This window comes from Massilia sp. DJPM01, from assembly GCF_030348125.1.
Classification (GTDB): Bacteria; Pseudomonadota; Gammaproteobacteria; order Burkholderiales; family Burkholderiaceae_D; genus Telluria_A; species Telluria_A frigida.
This window is the reverse complement of record NZ_JAQOZV010000044.1, coordinates 1-15,586: the sequence shown is the minus strand read 5'-3', so window position 1 is coordinate 15,586 and position 15,586 is coordinate 1. Positions and strand designations below refer to the sequence as shown.

Genomic DNA, 15,586 nt, shown 5'->3' with positions numbered 1-15,586 from the left:
TGGGGCCGGCAGGCGGCCGGCCGGGGGGGACTATGATGCCAGTTCGGCGCGATAGCGCGCCGGCGTCTGTCCGGTGATCCGCTTGAACGCGGCAAAGAAAGTGGAGTTGGAATTGAAGCCGCTGCGCTCGGCAACCAGCTCCATGTTCAGGTGAGACTCGCTGACCAGCAGATGCTGTGCGTGCTGAATGCGAAACTCATTGATATAATGATTAAAACTCTTGCCAAGATTGTCATTGATAACCTGCGACACCGTGGTTTGGAGATTGCCGACCTTTTTTGATAGCAGCGCCAGACTCAAGTTCGGGTTCAAATATAACTGCTGGTCGCGCATGACGTCATTGAGTGAGCCCAACAAGGCGCGCGCATCGTCCTCGGTCAGTTTGCTATTTTTGTAACTCTCTCGTTTGCTGGTATCCGCCTTGGTCTCGGATTGCAGAAAATACATCAGAATCGTGACGTGTATCGAGAAAGTGAATGAGAGCGCGCCGACAATATACGATGTCAATGGCGTGCTGACGTAGGCAATGAGTATCAAAAAACTGCTGAGGTACACGCTGTGCACGAGTAAGGATTGGCGCGCCAAGGCACGTGCCTGCCAAAGCTGCCGGCCAGCCAGGAATAGATAAGCAAGCCAGTATGGATGGATGCCGTAAAGGGAGCAGCGCCAGAGGTAGGGGTACGCGGAATACGGAAAAATCAGCCCCAAACCGACGGCCAACGATGGCAGCACAAGATGGCCGTGCCACCGTATACTGACCGTGCCGTGTGTCAGATCGGCGAGGCAGCAATGCACATACAGGTAGGTCAGCGGCCCGATAAACACGCATGCCGAGATGCCGGTCTGCAGAAACCCGAGCGCCAGATCCGGATTGAAATAGTAAATAACCGATTTGACTGTGCGGATGCCGATCGCCAGCAATAGCGCGCCCAGCATGCAGTTCGCCAGGCGATGCGAGCGGCGACTGAACAGGTAGCATGCCAAGAAGAGTCCATTGACCGCGCCAAGCGCACTAAAGAGAAATAGAAGTTGACTTGAGATCATGGAGGCGCCGCTGGGCCGCGATGGTTGGCATGGCAGCATCATGCCACTTTCAGCGAGGTTTTTCGAGGTACTCAGTCGTTGACAATCCCAAATTCAACATACCGGGTGCTTGTGCGCCAGCACCATACTGGCCGCGTTGCGCGCCAGCGCCGCTTGCACCACCTCGCCCTGGGCACGCATGGCCGCAAGCCGGCGCCGTTCGCGGATTGGTCCGATCTCAAGCGCAAGGCCGTGCGCCTGCGCGCGCGTGGCAAGGTCAACGGGCTGGTGCTTCCGGGCGGGGAGGAGTCGTTGCAACTGCATTCCAGCCTGCGCGATGGGACCGGTCTTGACTTGTCGGGTCACGGCGACGAGCGCATGAACGAGCGCCAACTCGCCGGCCTGATCGGGGCGCTGGAATTCACCAGCGTGAGGCCCTCGCTGTTCCGTTCCGAAGCCCAGGTGGCAGCACCGGGCAGCACCGCCGAGCAGGCCAGCGGCCGCTTCGGCATCGTATTCCGGCAACTGGTCCACCCGCGCCCGAAACCCGCTGGCGTCAGCGAGAACGATGATTCTCCGGGCCTGTACGATATGCTCAGCCGCACGGATGCGCTGGTGCGTTCGGTGTCGCGCGTCCAGCTCAAGCGCGACGGCCGGCTGCGCGTCGAGCCGAGCGTGATTCGCAAGACCGAGACCTTGTGGCGTTATGCCGATGAGCCCGAATGCGCAGGCTGGGTTCCCGGCTTCGCGTTCGGCGAAGCCGACGCCGGCCCGTGGCGCTTCTTTGGGCACCAGGCCGCTGCCAGCAAGAAAACCAACGTCAAGCCGCCCGCTAGCCTGTTCGCCTTCTACACGACAGTCGAGCTGCCATCCGGCCCGGCCGCGGCCAGGGAGGCGACGATGACGCGCGAGCGCGCTCGCACCGGCTTTATCGGCGGAACGCATCTGTACTACGACCTCGACGCCGACGGCATTGCCGACCTGGCCGTGTGGGAAGGGCAGGGCAAGGAACCGGGCGATATCGAACGGCCCGGCAGCACCGACGACCGCTGGTAGCGCCTGGTGCTGGTCAACATCGATGGTGCCTGGAAAGTGCTCGGCAGCGAACGTTTCGCCTACGGCTGCGGCTGCTGAGCAAGCCTGGCTGCAATCAAATGCGGGCAGGCGAGGCCGTTTGCGCCAGCGTGGCTTACAATGGCGCTTTGCACGCCTCGATGACTACCATGTCCACAACTTCCCCCGCCGTCGTCACCGAATCGGCTTACCTGACCCTGCATTACCGCCTGGCCAGCGCTGACGGTACCGACCTGATCACGACCTTCGCCGGCAACCCGGCCACCCTGATGATGGGCAGCGGCCAGCTCGCGCCCTTCCTCGAAACCTGCCTGATGGGATTGCCGGAAGGCACGCACGAAACCTTCCAGCTGGCTCCGGCGCAAGCGTTCGGCGAGCGCAATCCGGAACTGGTGCGCGATGTCTCGCGCGCCACCCTGGACGAGAACTCGGCCCCCGGCGCCGACTATAAAGTGGGCGACCTGGTCGACTTCGCCGCGCCCGGCGGCGGCCGCTTTGCCGGCGTGCTGCGCCAGTTCGGCGACGGTGTGGTGACCTTCGACTTCAACCATCCGCTGGCGGGCCAGTCCTTGCAATTCGAAGTTCGGCTGATTTCCGTACTTTAGTTGTTGGTGTTGTATATATAACTGTTGTATAAATAATACAGAGGTTCATCATGGACAGCGAAATTCTCCTGGCCCAGCCGCGCGGTTTTTGCGCCGGCGTCGACCGCGCGATCGAAATCGTCGAGCGCGCCCTGCAACAATTCGGTGCGCCTATCTATGTGCGCCACGAAATCGTGCACAACGCCTACGTGGTCGAGGACTTGCGCAGCAAGGGCGCGATTTTCATCGAGGAACTCGATGATGTCCCGCCCGGCAACACCCTGGTGTTTTCGGCCCACGGCGTGTCGAAAGCGGTGCGCGCCGAAGCCGAAGCGCGCGGCCTGACCATTTTTGATGCGACCTGTCCGCTGGTCACCAAGGTGCACGTCGAGGTGGCCAAGATGCGGCGCCAGGGCTGCGAAATCGTCATGATCGGCCACGATGGCCATCCGGAAGTCGAAGGCACCATGGGCCAGACGGAAGAGGGCATGCACCTGGTCGAAACGGTGGCCGACGTGGCCAAGCTGGAAGTCAAGACCCCTGACCAGCTCGCCTACGTCTCGCAAACCACCTTGTCGGTCGACGACACGGCCGACATCATCGCCGCGCTCAAGGAAAAATTCCCGAACATCATCGAGCCGAAGAAGGGCGACATTTGCTACGCCACCACCAACCGCCAGGAAGCCGTCAAGTTCATGGCGCCCCAGGTGGACGTGGTGATCGTTGTCGGCAGCCCCAACAGCTCGAACTCGAACCGCTTGCGCGAAGTGGCGGAAAAGAAGGGCACGCCGGCCTATATGGTCGACAATGCCTCCCAGATCGATCCGCAATGGCTGGTCGGCAAGCTGCGGATCGGCGTCACGGCCGGCGCCTCGGCCCCCGAAGTGCTGGTCCAGGCCGTCATCGACCGCCTCAAGGAACTCGGCGCGCGCAGCGTGCGCGCGCTCGATGGCGTGGAAGAGCATGTAACCTTCCCCCTGCCCAAGGGGCTCGACGGCGTCAAGGCCGGGCTTGCATAACCCAGGGCATGGCCGTTTGTCAAAATTAAATTCGGAACACCTGTGATTTTCCGATATTAGTTTTTTCCAAACCTCGTTATGATGACGACGCTCGGAATGCTTGTCATCAGGACGGCATGCGCGTTCCAGTGACGCGCGGCGGCAGCAGAGACATGAAAAATCGTCATCCCGCATGGCCAGGGGCGGCGGCGTTTGTGAATTAGCGGCATGAGGCCAGGAGCGGCACTGCGGGGGTTTCCCCGGGTGCCGTTTTTGTTAGATCGAAATGAAATGAGGCGAACATCATGGATATCTTTATCCAACAAATTCTCAATGGCCTTGTGCTCGGCAGTATGTACGCCCTGATCGCACTGGGTTACACCATGGTCTACGGGGTGCTCAACCTGATTAACTTCGCCCATGGCGACGTGCTGATGATCGGCGCCATGGTTGGCCTGTCCATCCTGAAATTGCTGGCCTGGGCCGTGCCTGGCTTGCCCGGCTATGCCAACCTGGCCATCGCCATCATCGGTGCCATTCCGGCCTGCATGCTGGTCAATGTCCTCATCGAGCGGGTCGCTTACCGCCGCCTGCGCAACGCGCCCCGCCTCGCTCCCCTGATTACCGCCATCGGCGTCTCGATCCTGCTGAACGCGTTTGCGATGAAAACCTGGGGCTTGAACCCGCTGCCATTTCCGCAACTGCTTTCGAGCGAGCCGATCCACATCGCCGGCGCCGTGATTTCCCAGACCCAGGTCCTGCTGCTGGCCCTGGCCCTGCTGTGCATGGGCGCGCTGGTGATGCTGGTCGAGAAAACCAAACTGGGCCGCGCGATGCGCGCCACCGCCGAAAACCCCCGGGTGGCCGGCCTGATGGGCGTGGACGCCAACAAGGTCATCGTGGCCACCTTCGCCATCGGCGCGGCGCTGGCCGCGGTCGCCGGCGTGATGTGGGGCGCCAACTATTCGTCGATCCAGTTCGCCATGGGATTCCTGCCGGGCTTGAAAGCCTTTTCGGCGGCGGTGTTGGGCGGCATCGGCAATATTTACGGCGCCATGATCGGCGGCATCCTGCTCGGCTTGATCGAAGCGCTGGGCGCCGGCTATATCGGCGACCTGACCGGCGGTTTTCTCGGCAGCCACTACCAGGATATCTTTGCCTTCGTGGTCTTGATTATCGTGCTCACGATCCGGCCATCCGGCATCATGGGCGAACGCGTCGCCGACCGCGCCTGACCGGGTACAGAAAGGAATATCATGGCTCTTCTCTCCTTCGATCTCGACGCCCATCCGCGCCAGGCCCGCATCAACATGGGCGTGCTGCTGGTGGTGTTGCTGGCCTTCCCCTTCATCGCCCAGAATTTCGGTAACTCGTGGGTGCGCATGGTCGACATCGCCCTGCTGTACATCATGCTGGCGCTGGGCCTGAACATCGTGGTCGGCTTCGCCGGCCTGCTCGACCTCGGCTACATTGCCTTCTTTGCCGTCGGCGCCTATGTCACCGGCCTGTTGGCCTCGCCGCAATTTGCCGTGCTGCTCGAATCGGTGGTCAACGAATACCCGCGCCTGGGCGAATGGCTGGTCACGCTGATGGGACCGCAAATCCGGGAAAGCGGGATTCACCTGTCGCTGTGGGTGATCGTGCCGATCGCGGCGGCCACGGCCGGCTTCTTCGGCGCCCTGCTGGGCGCGCCGACACTCAAGCTGCGCGGCGACTACCTGGCCATCGTGACCCTGGGTTTCGGCGAGATCGTCCGCATTTTCATGAACAACCTGAACGCGCCGCTCAATTTCACCAATGGCTCGCAGGGCATCAACCTGATCGATCCGATCCGCATTTTCGGAGTGTCCCTGTCCGGCGAGGCCGGGTCGGGCGCAAATGTGATCGTCGGCGGCTTCAGCATGCCGTCGGTGAACGCGCACTACTTCCTGTTCCTGGCCGTGTGCATCGGCATCGTGTTCGTCACCGGGCGCTTGCAGCATTCGCGCCTGGGGCGCGCCTGGGTGGCGATCCGCGAAGATGAAATCGCCGCCAAGGCCATGGGCATCAACACCCGTAACGTCAAATTGCTGGCCTTTACCATGGGCGCCTCGTTCGGCGGCGTGGCCGGCGCCCTGTACGCCTCGTTCGAGGGCTTTGTTTCGCCGGAATCGTTTTCGCTGACCGAATCGATCGCCGTGCTGGCGATGGTGGTGCTCGGCGGCATCGGCCACATTCCGGGCGTGATCCTGGGCGGCTTGCTGCTGGCCACCTTGCCGCACATCCTGCGCTACGTGGTCGAACCGCTCCAGATGGCCGTGTTCGGCGTGGTGCTGCTGGAAGCGGAAGTGACCCGGATGGCCCTGTATGGCCTGGCGCTGGTGGGGATCATGCTCAGCAAGCCGGCCGGCCTGTGGCCCTCGCCCAAGCACGAAGACCGGCCCGAGGCCGCCGAGACCAACCAAGCCGGCGAGCTGCCGGCGTAATGGCTGCGTGAGGATATCCAGATGAGCGAACAAGTCATTCTCAATATTTCCGGCGTGAACAAGCGCTTTGGCGGTTTGCAAGCGCTGACCAACGTCGGTATCAAGATCATGCGCGGCCAGATTTACGGCCTGATCGGGCCGAACGGCGCCGGCAAGACCACCTTTTTCAACGTCATTACCGGGCTCTACCAGCCTGATACGGGCACGTTCGAGCTGGCCGGCAAACCGTACTCGCCATCGGCCCCGCACGCGGTGGCCAAGGCCGGGATTGCCCGTACCTTCCAGAACATCCGCCTGTTCGGCGAGATGACGGCGCTGGAAAACGTGATGGTGGGCTGCCATGTGCGCACCCATCAGGGCGTGTTCGGCGCCGTGTTCCGGCACAAGGCGGCGCGCCTGGAAGAGGCGGCGATCCGCGCCCGGGCGCAAGAGCTGCTCGACTTCGTGGGGATCGGCGCGTACGCCAAGCGCACCTCGAAATTCCTGTCCTATGGCGACCAGCGCCGCCTTGAAATCGCGCGCGCGCTGGCGACCGATCCGCAACTGCTGGCGCTGGACGAACCGGCGGCCGGCATGAATGCGACCGAAAAGCTGGCCTTGCGCGAACTGCTGGTGAAAATCAAGCAGGAAGGCAAGACCGTGCTGCTGATCGAGCACGACGTCAAGCTGATGATGGGCTTGTGCGACCGCATCACCGTGCTCGAATACGGCAAACCCATCGCGGAAGGCTTACCGGCCGACATACAGAAAAATCCGGCAGTGATCGAAGCCTACCTGGGAGGTGCTCACGCATGAGCGACAACATTCTGAAAATCTCGGGTTTGAAGGTGGCGTATGGCGGCATCAAGGCCGTCAAGGGCATCGACCTGGAAGTGAACAAGGGGGAACTGGTGACCCTGATCGGCGCCAATGGCGCCGGCAAGACCACCACGCTGAAAGCCATCACCGGCACGCTGCCCGACTGCAAGGTCGAAGGCGTGATCAGCTACATGGGCCAGCCGCTCAAGGGCAGCAAGTCGTTCGAACTGGTGCGGCAGAAGCTGGCCATGGTGCCGGAAGGGCGCGGCGTGTTCACGCGCATGTCGATCCACGAAAACCTGCTGATGGGCGCCTACACGCGCGACGACAAGGCCGGCATCGAGGCCGACGTGGAAAAGTGGTTCTCGGTGTTTCCGCGCCTGAAGGAGCGGGCAGCGCAGATGGCGGGCACCTTGTCGGGCGGCGAGCAGCAGATGCTGGCGATGGCGCGCGCCTTGATGAGCCACCCGACGTTGCTGCTGCTCGACGAGCCATCGATGGGCCTGGCGCCGATCATGGTGGAAAAGATCTTTGAAGTGATCCGCGACGTGCACAAGCAGGGCATTACCGTGCTGTTGGTGGAACAGAACGCGAAACTGGCGCTGGAAGCGGCCAACCGCGGTTATGTGATGGATTCGGGCGCGATCATCATGGGGGGCAATGCCCAGGACATGCTGCATGATCCGCGCGTGAAGGCGGCGTATCTGGGCGAAGAGTAAGACCGGACCGCTTCTCGTCGCGGCGCCCGCGCGCGCTGACGACGGCAACAAAAAACCCCGCAGCGCGGGGTTTTTTTACTGCGGCACTACACAAGCAAATTAACGCTTGGTGGTACGTGCAGCAACGTTCTGTGCAGCCTGGGTGAACTGCGATACGGCTGCGTTCACATTGGTTTCCATGGCTTCTTTGGCTTGCTTGGCAGTCTTGGTCAGCTGCTCGTAGCCGGCGTTGGCATTGCCGATCGATGCCTTGATCACGGCAACGACATTTTCCGAACCGGCTGGTGCATTTTTGCTCACTTCGTCAACCAGCGAAATCACCTTGCGGTTGGTTTCGGCGATCTGGAACTCGGCTGCCTTGCTGAACTCGGCCTGGGTGCCGGTCGCGATGGCGGCCAGCTGGCGGCTGTACGACAGGGCTTTTTCAGCATTCGGCTGGGCCTGGGCGGCGCTCAGCGCGAAAAATTCTTGTGGATCCTTGGCCGACAGCAGCTGCTTGGTGGCGATCGACGACTCTTCCAGCGTTGCCTTGGCAGCGGTGATGTTCAGCTCGACCAGCTTTTCAATGCTTTCAAACGCTTTCGCCGTCAGCGACGAGTACAGCGCGAACTGCGATTCAAAGTTAGCTTTGGTGGCGTTCGAAAACTGCTCAGGGATTGCAAACATATATATTCTCCAAATAATAATTAATCGTATTGTTGATAAATGCTGCGTTGAACCGGTGAGGCAGGAAAATCTGTCAAGCCAAGGCTGAACAAGTGGATTGTGCAGCGCAACAAAGCCCATTTTAATGATTTTCTGAGCAGTGTCAAGCGAATCTTGTGCAGTGCACAAATGCGTGCTGACGGGAAGAAACGATGTGGCGGGACGGCGCGCATCGCCCCCTGGGCATGCCCGCGATCACCATCGTGTCATAGACAAACTGGGCCTTGATAACATGGCAGGGCCGACCATGCTAGACTCGCTGTTCGCGCTGTTCGCGCTGTCCAACCTGTTGATGCGGCGTCTTGACGTTTTGGCGTCGAGCGCGACCCTTGATATATGTCAAACGAAACGTTAAAAAATGGTGCGCCGCGCCACAGTGCGGCCTGGCTCTCGCCCATGCCGGTGTTCTTCGTCTTATTGTGGAGTACGGGATTCATTGTCGCGAAGTTCGGTTTGCCGTACGCGCCGCCGCTGACCTTCCTGCTGCTGCGCTGCGTCGCCGTCCTGGTGGTGCTCCTGCCCATCGTCCTGATCTGGAAAGCGCCGTGGCCCAGGGGCAGCATCGGCCATATCGCCGTGGCCGGGCTGCTGTTGCAGGCCGGCTACCTGGGCGGCGTCTGGTGCGCCATCAAGCTCGGCATGCCGGCCGGGCTCACCGCCCTGATCGTCGGCATGCAACCCATCCTCACCGCCGCTTGCGCTCCCCTGATCGGCGAAACGGTGCGTCCGCGCCAGTGGCTGGGCCTGCTGTTCGGCCTGACCGGCGTGGCCCTGGTGGTGTATGCCAAGATCACCCTGGTCGGCCTGTCGGGGCTGGCGATCGGTTTCAGTGTCATGGCGCTGCTCTCGATCACCGCCGGAACAATGTACCAGAAGCATTTCTGCCCGCGCTTCGATTTGCGCACCGGCACCGTGATCCAGTTCGCGTCCACGGTGGCGGTGCTGCTGCCGGTGGCCCTGATGTTTGAAGGACTCGATCTGACGCTCAGCAGCATCACATGGACGCCGCGTTTCGTCGGGGCCTGGATGTGGTCGGTGTTTGCGCTGTCGATCGGGGCGATTTTCCTGCTGTTTCAGTTAATCCGCCGCAGCGATGCGACCCAGGTGACCAGCTTGCTGTACCTGACGCCGCCAACCACGGCCATCATGGCCTGGCTGATGTTCGGCGAAGCCTTCAGCTGGCTGGGCGTGGCCGGGATGGTGGTGGCGGTCATCGGTGTGGTGTGTGTCGTTAAAAAATAGGAGAAGCAATGTTGGTAAGTAAAGAACAAGACATCGTGGATGCCGCCATCAGCTCGCGCCGCTCGATCCGTGCCTTCCTGCCGACCCCGGTCGCGCGCGAAGATATCGAGCGCATCCTGGAAGTGAGTGCTCGCGCACCGTCCGGCACCAATATCCAGCCGTGGAAGGTGACCGTGCTGACCGGGCAAGCCAAGGAGCGGCTGGCGCAAGCGATCCTGGCCGTCCACAACGATCCCGAGCTGGCCAGGCAGCATGTGGAAGAATATCCCTACTATCCGCGCGCATGGATCTCGCCCTACATCGAGCGGCGCCGCAAGGTCGGCCTGGACTTGTATTCGCTGCTGGGCCTGGAGCGCGACAACAAGGCCGGCATGCAAGCGCAGTTTGGCCGCAACTACCGCTTCTTCGATGCGCCCGTGGGGCTGATTTTCACCATCGACCGGGTGCTGGAGCAGGGCTCCTGGCTCGATTACGGCATGTTCCTCGAAAATATCATGGTCGCCGCACGCGGGCGCGGCCTCGACACTTGTCCGCAAGCGGCCTTCACCCAGTATCACCGCGTCATTGCCGAACATCTTCAGCTGCCCCCCACTGAGATGCTGGTATGCGGCATGGCATTGGGCTACGCCGATCCGGACAAGATTGAAAACACCCTGTTGACGGCGCGCGAGCCGCTGGCAAGCTTTGTTCGTTTCAGGGAATAAACGCGTACACTGTGTTCATGCAAGAAGCGGCCTGGCTACACGACGTTGTAGCTCAGCACAAGACTTCCTCCGAATGTTAAATTCGCTTGCGATTGCTGAGCACTTTGCTAGACTTCAGCGTTACAAGGTCAGCTCGCTTCAAAGGATTTCCAGATGTATAAGTTAGTGTTGAGCGCCATCGCTTCCCTGCTGTTAGTATTGACGCCGCCGGTGGAAGCCAGGGTCACGGCCAAGGCCGGTGCCGAGCGCGCAGTTGGCGCGGGCAAGGCCAAGAAGCACGTCGTGGTCAAGTCGCGCGTGCAGCGCCGCGAAATCGCCTTGCGTCCGGCGGCCGAGAGCCGCAATACCATGGTGCGGCGCACGGTCATGGTCCGTGGCAAACGCAAGCTGGTGTACCAGCGCGTGATCGTCGCCGCCTCGCTGCCCGAACGGGTGCGCCAGAGCGCGGGCGATTTGGCCGGCCTGAACCAGACACGCGACCCGCTCGACCTCAAGTCCAACGTCGCCTTCGTGCTCGACCAAAACAATGCCGAGGTCTTGTTCGAGAAGAACGCCAATATCGCCTTGCCGATCGCGTCGATCACCAAGCTGATGACGGGCCTGATCGTGGTCGAGGCCAGGCAAGACCTGGACGAGGTCCTGACTGTCACCGAGGACGATGTCGACCATGAGAAATTCACCAGTTCGCGCCTGCGCGTCGGTTCCCAGATGACGCGTGCCAACCTGCTGCATATCGCGCTGATGAGCTCGGAGAACCGCGCCGCCGCCGCGCTGGCGCGCAATTATCCGGGCGGGGTGGCGGGCTTCGTGGCGGCCATGAATGCCAAGGCTTACCAGCTGGGCATGCACGATACGCGCTATGTCGATTCGAGCGGGCTGTCCAGCCGCAATGTCGCCAGCGCGCGCGACCTGGCCAAGCTGGCCATGTTCGCTTATAACGAACCGCTGCTGCGCCAGTATTCGACCGATCCGAAATCGACGGTCGATGCCGGTGGCAGGCTGATGCATTACAACAATACCAACTATCTGGTGGCGATGCCGGATTGGGATATCGGTTTGCAAAAGACGGGGTTTATTAATGAAGCGGGGCGCTGCCTGGTGATGCAGACCGTGATTCAGGGGCGCGCGGTGATCATGGTGTTTTTGGATTCCAAGGGCAAGCAATCGCGCACGGCCGATGCCGGACGGATGCGGCGCTGGCTGGAAGCCTTGCGGCCGCCCGGATTGACTTGAATTAGTACCGTCATACGTAAAACCGTCATTTCTGCCCCTGGCAGGAATGACGGACTTGACGTAAACGCTTACACCGCCGGCCCGGTGTACCCCAGCGTCGCCGAAATCTGGCTCGCTGTCATCACCAGATCTTCCAGCCATTCCTCCTGCAAGCGGTCAGCCGGGGCCGAAATCGACAAGCCCGCAATCAGCTTGCCCGAATCGTCATGGATGCCCGCCGCCATGCAGCGCACGCCCAGTTCCAGTTCTTCGTTATCGCGCGCATAGCCGCGCGACCGGACCAGGCTCAATTCGCGTTCCAGCTTGCTCAAATCGGTGATCGAATTCTTGTTATGCCCCGCCAGCCCGGTGCGGGTGGCATACGCCCTGATCGCCTTGGGCTCGTCCACCGACAAAAACAGCTTCCCGGTCGAGGTCAGGTGCAGCGGACCGCGTCCGCCAATCGCGCGCACCACCTGCATCCCGGAGCGCTCCGAAAACGCGCGGTCGATATACACGATCTCGTCGCCCTGGCGCACCGACAGATTAATGGTCTGCTGGGTCTTCTTGTGCAGCGAGCGCATGAAATCGAGCGCCGCTTCGCGCACCGACAGCCGGCTCTTGACCACATTGCCCAGTTCCAGCAAGCGCATGCCGAGACGGTAGGTGCCCGGCTCGACCCGGTCCACGAAGCGCGTGATGACCATGTCATTGAGAATCCGGTGCGCGGTCGAGGGATGCAGTCCGGATACCTTGGACAATTCCTTCAGGCTGACAGGATCGGTATAGTTGGCCAGCGCGTCGAGCAGGGCCACCATGCGCTCGATCACCTGGATCGAGGTTTTGGGCGCGTCAACGGTGTCGATTTTCATGATGTGGTTGGTGCAGTGCAGTATAAGTAGTCACTTTATACCACAATGTGAAAAGGATTGGCAATTTCCCTGTGACGCCGCGCAAAGATGGCGCGCCGGTGGCGGGGCGGGGCATAATGTGCTTTACCTGTTATTTTGAAGAGTATCCATGACTCAGCCTGTCAGTGATTTTAAAAGTAAAAGCGGCTTCAAGCGCATTCTGGCAGCGACAAGCTACTCGATGGATGGGTTCAAATCCGCCTGGACCCACGAACACGCCTTCCGCCAGGAATTGATTGTCGTCATCATCGGCGCCATCATCGCGCTGGTGCTGCCGGTGTCGGCTTTCCAGAAACTGTTCCTGATTGCCGTGCTGGTGCTGGTGCTGATCGTCGAACTGATTAATTCGGCCATCGAAGCCGTGGTCGACCGCGTCTCGCTCGAACGCCATCCGCTCTCGAAGAACGCCAAGGATTTCGGCAGCGCCGCCGTCATGCTGGCAGTCCTGATCGCCATCGCCTCCTGGACGGTGGTGCTGTTCAACCGCTTTTACTAGCCGCCCCATCCGCCCCGCCTTATGCGCGGGCGGTATATCGAAGCGCGAAACGATTCCTTCGCTTTCGCGCATGCGCGCCGTATTCTGGTGGTCCAGGAGGTGGCGCCATGACCGAACTGTTTCCCCATTTTCAAGTCATCGTGGTCAGCGGACTGCATGACAGCGGACCGGCGCATTGGCAGTCGCGCTGGCAGCGCCTGCACCCGGCATTCGTGCGCGTGCGCCAGGATGACTTCGACCAGCCCGATCTGGCGACCTGGGCCGCACGGCTGGACCAGCAGCGGCGCGCCGATCCGCGTCCCGCGCTGCTGCTGGCCCACAGCTTCGGCTGCCTGACCGCCGTGCACAGCATCGCCCGCAACAGCGAGGGCGTGGCCGGCGCGTTGCTGGTCGCGCCCGCCGATCCGGACAAGTTCGGCGTGGCCGAGCGCTTGCCGGCGCTGCCGCTCGGTTGCCCTAGCATCTTGGTCAGTAGCGCCAATGATCCATGGATGAGTGCGCCACACGCGGCCCTGTGGGCGCGCCGCTGGGGCAGCGAGCTGGCCGAGCAGGGCAGGCTGGGCCACATCAATGCGGAGTCGGGCCTGGGCGACTGGCCCGCCGGACAACAATATTTGCAGCGGCTGGCCGAATTGGCGCACAATAGGATGCTGGCCTTTTCGCCATGATTGATATCCGCCTACTACTTTTGATGAATGATTGGAGATCACAATGAGTTTACGTTTGGGCGATACCGCTCCGGATTTCGAGCAGGATTCTTCACTGGGAACGATCAAGTTTCACGAATGGGCAGGCGACTCCTGGGTGGTGCTGTTTTCGCACCCGGCCGACTTCACGCCCGTCTGCACCACCGAGCTGGGCCTTACCGCCAAGCTCAAACCGGAATTCGACAAGCGCAACGTGAAAGCCATCGCCCTGTCGGTCGATCCGGCCGAGCTGCACAAAACCTGGATCAAGGATATCGAAGAGACCCAAAAAACCGTGGTGGGCTTCCCGATCATTGCCGATGCCGACAAAAAAGTGGCATCCCTGTATGACATGATCCACCCGGAACAGTCGGCCACGGCCACCGTGCGTTCGCTGTTCGTGATCGATCCCAAGAAAAAGATCCGCCTGTCGATCACCTATCCGATGAGCACCGGGCGCAATTTCGACGAAGTGCTGCGCGTCATCGACGCCCTGCAACTGAGCGACGCCTACACCGTGGCCACCCCCGGCAACTGGCGTGACGGCGACGATGTGATCATCCCGCTGAGCGTGCAAGATCCCGAACTGATCAAGCAGAAGTATCCGAAAGGCTACACTGCCGCGCGTGCTTACCTGCGTGTCACGCCCCAGCCGAACAAGTAAAACCGGGCGCCGCGCGGCGCCGCCCGGCGCTGGTACGGCGAAACGCATAAGCAAATAAGCTTTCCGTTGTTTGAATAAAGGCTGAGTCCCTATACCCTTGCGGCTATTCTAGGGGCTCATCCATGCAACTTACGTACATCATTTCAGGTTTCGCGGTCGGCCTGCTGGTCGGCATGACCGGCGTCGGCGGCGGCTCTCTCATGACTCCGCTGCTGACCTTGCTGTTCGGCGTGCCGCCCTCGGTCGCCGTCGGCACCGACCTCGCCTTCGCTTCCATCACCAAATCGGCCGGCGCCTTCACTCACCGCATGCGCGGCACCGTGCGCTGGGATATCGTGCGCCACCTCTGCTACGGCGCCTTGCCGGCCGCCGTGGCCGCTACCCTGGCGCTCAAGCAATTCGGCACCCTCGACAAGGAAATCGGCCAGATCATCCGTTACTCCATCGCCGGCTCGGTCATGCTGACCGTGATCGCGCTACTGTTCAAAGGCAAGATGCTGGCCTGGATCAACGCCAAGCCCGAGCGCCAGTTGCAGGGCAAGCCGCTGGCGGCCGCCACCATCGTGTCCGGCGCGCTGCTGGGCGTGCTGGTGACGGTCTCGTCGATCGGCGCCGGCGCCATTGGCGCCACCTTGCTGGTCATGCTGTATCCCCGCATGAGCGCGGCCGAAGTGGCCGGCACCGACATCGCCTACGCCGTGCCGCTGACCGCGATTGCCGCCTTCGGCCACTGGTGGCTGGGCTCGATCAACTGGGCCTTGCTCGCCATGTTGCTGATCGGTTCGCTGCCCGGCATCACCCTCGGTTCCTGGATCGCCAAATCGGTGCCGGAAGGTTTCTTGCGCGCCTTGCTGGCGACCACCCTCACCTTGGTCGCGGTCAAGCTGGTTTATTAAGGTCCGTCTGGACCGCCCAGGCGCGGCCAGGCCTGCGCCATGCGCGCGCGCAGGGCCGGGTCGGCCGCGACGAGCGGCGCCAGCCAGCGTAGCACTGCTGCCGCTTCGTGGCGCAGTTCGATCCACAGCGCAAATTCGCAGTTCAGCGCCGCGTTGACATACACCCGCACCAGCAGCTCGCGCTCGACAGGCGCCGCCCCCACCGCGGCGCCCAGGCGCACGTAGGCCGCCACCAGCGCCCGCATGTCGCCGCCGCGCGGCAGCAGCGGCGCCGGATCGCACTCTTGCGCCCAGACCTGGAAGATGGCGCGCAGCGCCGGCGGCACCCGCACGCTGAGCAGCGCTTCCGCTTCCGGTGCCGAGCCGCTGCCCGCAGCCTGCGCCCCGGGACCTGCCTGCAAACGGTCAT

General features: G+C 61.8%; 18 protein-coding genes. 14 read left to right on the top strand and 4 right to left on the bottom strand.

The features are described from left to right. Positions 1 to 30: 30 nt before the first annotated feature. On the bottom strand, positions 31 to 1,044 hold the full coding sequence (locus PO883_RS24070; protein WP_289312003.1) for an AraC family transcriptional regulator: 1,014 nt from the start codon (positions 1,042 to 1,044) through the stop codon (positions 31 to 33). Between the two features lie 153 nt (positions 1,045 to 1,197). Here PO883_RS24070 and PO883_RS24065 point away from each other — a divergent pair, with 153 nt between their 5' ends. From PO883_RS24065 to PO883_RS24035, 7 genes are all read left to right on the top strand, one after another. Then, the gene (locus PO883_RS24065; RefSeq protein ID WP_289312002.1) at positions 1,198 to 2,079 is read left to right on the top strand and encodes a hypothetical protein; all 882 of its coding nucleotides are present in this window, start codon (positions 1,198 to 1,200) and stop codon (positions 2,077 to 2,079) included. 167 nt (positions 2,080 to 2,246) lie between these two features. Continuing rightward, on the top strand, positions 2,247 to 2,702 hold the full coding sequence (locus tag PO883_RS24060; protein WP_289312001.1) for a peptidylprolyl isomerase: 456 nt from the start codon (positions 2,247 to 2,249) through the stop codon (positions 2,700 to 2,702). A gap of 50 nt (positions 2,703 to 2,752) precedes the next feature. After that, on the top strand, positions 2,753 to 3,700 hold the full coding sequence (ispH, locus tag PO883_RS24055; protein WP_289312000.1) for a 4-hydroxy-3-methylbut-2-enyl diphosphate reductase: 948 nt from the start codon (positions 2,753 to 2,755) through the stop codon (positions 3,698 to 3,700). 284 nt (positions 3,701 to 3,984) lie between these two features. Then, positions 3,985 to 4,914, top strand: a complete 930-nt coding sequence (locus PO883_RS24050) for a branched-chain amino acid ABC transporter permease (protein ID WP_167087841.1) — start codon at positions 3,985 to 3,987, stop codon at positions 4,912 to 4,914. A gap of 21 nt (positions 4,915 to 4,935) precedes the next feature. Beyond that, on the top strand, positions 4,936 to 6,144 hold the full coding sequence (locus PO883_RS24045) for a branched-chain amino acid ABC transporter permease (protein ID WP_289311999.1): 1,209 nt from the start codon (positions 4,936 to 4,938) through the stop codon (positions 6,142 to 6,144). Positions 6,145 to 6,165: 21 nt separating this feature from the next. After that, positions 6,166 to 6,939 carry an ABC transporter ATP-binding protein gene (locus tag PO883_RS24040; protein ID WP_167087845.1) on the top strand — a complete coding sequence of 258 codons (774 nt, stop codon included), beginning with the start codon at positions 6,166 to 6,168 and terminating at the stop codon, positions 6,937 to 6,939. Further along, on the top strand, positions 6,936 to 7,661 hold the full coding sequence (locus PO883_RS24035) for an ABC transporter ATP-binding protein (protein WP_289311998.1): 726 nt from the start codon (positions 6,936 to 6,938) through the stop codon (positions 7,659 to 7,661). The genes PO883_RS24040 and PO883_RS24035 overlap by 4 nt, the downstream gene beginning before the upstream one ends. Positions 7,662 to 7,760: 99 nt before the next feature. Here PO883_RS24035 and phaP read toward each other — a convergent pair whose 3' ends face one another. Continuing rightward, the gene (gene phaP, locus PO883_RS24030; protein WP_167087849.1) at positions 7,761 to 8,327 is read right to left on the bottom strand and encodes a TIGR01841 family phasin; all 567 of its coding nucleotides are present in this window, start codon (positions 8,325 to 8,327) and stop codon (positions 7,761 to 7,763) included. 375 nt (positions 8,328 to 8,702) lie between these two features. Here phaP and PO883_RS24025 point away from each other — a divergent pair, with 375 nt between their 5' ends. From PO883_RS24025 to pbpG, 3 genes are all read left to right on the top strand, one after another. Then, a complete protein-coding gene (locus PO883_RS24025; RefSeq protein ID WP_289311997.1) occupies positions 8,703 to 9,608 on the top strand; it encodes a DMT family transporter in 906 nt (301 codons plus the stop codon). An 8-nt stretch (positions 9,609 to 9,616) separates the two neighbouring features. Beyond that, positions 9,617 to 10,312 (top strand): nitroreductase, encoded by a 696-nt coding sequence (locus PO883_RS24020; RefSeq protein ID WP_289311996.1) that lies wholly within the window; start codon positions 9,617 to 9,619, stop codon positions 10,310 to 10,312. Between the two features lie 153 nt (positions 10,313 to 10,465). Continuing rightward, complete coding sequence (gene pbpG / locus PO883_RS24015) at positions 10,466 to 11,545, top strand: D-alanyl-D-alanine endopeptidase (RefSeq protein ID WP_289311995.1); 1,080 nt, start codon at positions 10,466 to 10,468, stop codon at positions 11,543 to 11,545. A gap of 68 nt (positions 11,546 to 11,613) precedes the next feature. Here pbpG and PO883_RS24010 read toward each other — a convergent pair whose 3' ends face one another. Continuing rightward, the gene (locus tag PO883_RS24010; RefSeq protein ID WP_289311994.1) at positions 11,614 to 12,396 is read right to left on the bottom strand and encodes an IclR family transcriptional regulator; all 783 of its coding nucleotides are present in this window, start codon (positions 12,394 to 12,396) and stop codon (positions 11,614 to 11,616) included. Between the two features lie 148 nt (positions 12,397 to 12,544). Between PO883_RS24010 and PO883_RS24005 the strand changes: the two genes are divergently transcribed. The 4 genes from PO883_RS24005 to PO883_RS23990 all read left to right on the top strand — a co-directional run bounded on the left by PO883_RS24005 (position 12,545) and on the right by PO883_RS23990 (position 15,177). Then, positions 12,545 to 12,931, top strand: a complete 387-nt coding sequence (locus PO883_RS24005; protein WP_289311993.1) for a diacylglycerol kinase — start codon at positions 12,545 to 12,547, stop codon at positions 12,929 to 12,931. 107 nt (positions 12,932 to 13,038) lie between these two features. Then, entirely contained in the window at positions 13,039 to 13,599 is a 561-nt protein-coding gene (locus PO883_RS24000) for an alpha/beta hydrolase (protein ID WP_289311992.1), read from the top strand. Between the two features lie 43 nt (positions 13,600 to 13,642). Then, the gene (locus tag PO883_RS23995; RefSeq protein WP_167087861.1) at positions 13,643 to 14,281 is read left to right on the top strand and encodes a peroxiredoxin; all 639 of its coding nucleotides are present in this window, start codon (positions 13,643 to 13,645) and stop codon (positions 14,279 to 14,281) included. A gap of 122 nt (positions 14,282 to 14,403) precedes the next feature. After that, entirely contained in the window at positions 14,404 to 15,177 is a 774-nt protein-coding gene (locus tag PO883_RS23990) for a sulfite exporter TauE/SafE family protein (RefSeq protein WP_167087863.1), read from the top strand. On the opposite strand, the gene PO883_RS23985 is transcribed toward PO883_RS23990, so the two are convergent. Then, positions 15,174 to 15,586 (bottom strand): hypothetical protein (locus PO883_RS23985; protein WP_289311991.1); only part of this gene is annotated, 413 nt, incomplete at its 5' end. The genes PO883_RS23990 and PO883_RS23985 overlap by 4 nt on opposite strands.

What these genes read in the sequence shown, in the direction of transcription:
- PO883_RS24070 (WP_289312003.1), bottom strand. Translation starts at nt 1,044, where the DNA reads ATGATCTCAAGTCAACTTCTATTTCTCTTTAGTGCGCTTGGCGCGGTC.
- PO883_RS24060 (WP_289312001.1), top strand. Translation starts at nt 2,247, where the DNA reads ATGTCCACAACTTCCCCCGCCGTCGTCACCGAATCGGCTTACCTGACC.
- ispH (WP_289312000.1), top strand. Translation starts at nt 2,753, where the DNA reads ATGGACAGCGAAATTCTCCTGGCCCAGCCGCGCGGTTTTTGCGCCGGC.
- PO883_RS24050 (WP_167087841.1), top strand. Translation starts at nt 3,985, where the DNA reads ATGGATATCTTTATCCAACAAATTCTCAATGGCCTTGTGCTCGGCAGT.
- PO883_RS24045 (WP_289311999.1), top strand. Translation starts at nt 4,936, where the DNA reads ATGGCTCTTCTCTCCTTCGATCTCGACGCCCATCCGCGCCAGGCCCGC.
- PO883_RS24040 (WP_167087845.1), top strand. Translation starts at nt 6,166, where the DNA reads ATGAGCGAACAAGTCATTCTCAATATTTCCGGCGTGAACAAGCGCTTT.
- PO883_RS24035 (WP_289311998.1), top strand. Translation starts at nt 6,936, where the DNA reads ATGAGCGACAACATTCTGAAAATCTCGGGTTTGAAGGTGGCGTATGGC.
- phaP (WP_167087849.1), bottom strand. Translation starts at nt 8,327, where the DNA reads ATGTTTGCAATCCCTGAGCAGTTTTCGAACGCCACCAAAGCTAACTTT.
- PO883_RS24025 (WP_289311997.1), top strand. Translation starts at nt 8,703, where the DNA reads ATGTCAAACGAAACGTTAAAAAATGGTGCGCCGCGCCACAGTGCGGCC.
- PO883_RS24020 (WP_289311996.1), top strand. Translation starts at nt 9,617, where the DNA reads ATGTTGGTAAGTAAAGAACAAGACATCGTGGATGCCGCCATCAGCTCG.
- pbpG (WP_289311995.1), top strand. Translation starts at nt 10,466, where the DNA reads ATGTATAAGTTAGTGTTGAGCGCCATCGCTTCCCTGCTGTTAGTATTG.
- PO883_RS24010 (WP_289311994.1), bottom strand. Translation starts at nt 12,396, where the DNA reads ATGAAAATCGACACCGTTGACGCGCCCAAAACCTCGATCCAGGTGATC.
- PO883_RS24005 (WP_289311993.1), top strand. Translation starts at nt 12,545, where the DNA reads ATGACTCAGCCTGTCAGTGATTTTAAAAGTAAAAGCGGCTTCAAGCGC.
- PO883_RS24000 (WP_289311992.1), top strand. Translation starts at nt 13,039, where the DNA reads ATGACCGAACTGTTTCCCCATTTTCAAGTCATCGTGGTCAGCGGACTG.
- PO883_RS23995 (WP_167087861.1), top strand. Translation starts at nt 13,643, where the DNA reads ATGAGTTTACGTTTGGGCGATACCGCTCCGGATTTCGAGCAGGATTCT.
- PO883_RS23990 (WP_167087863.1), top strand. Translation starts at nt 14,404, where the DNA reads ATGCAACTTACGTACATCATTTCAGGTTTCGCGGTCGGCCTGCTGGTC.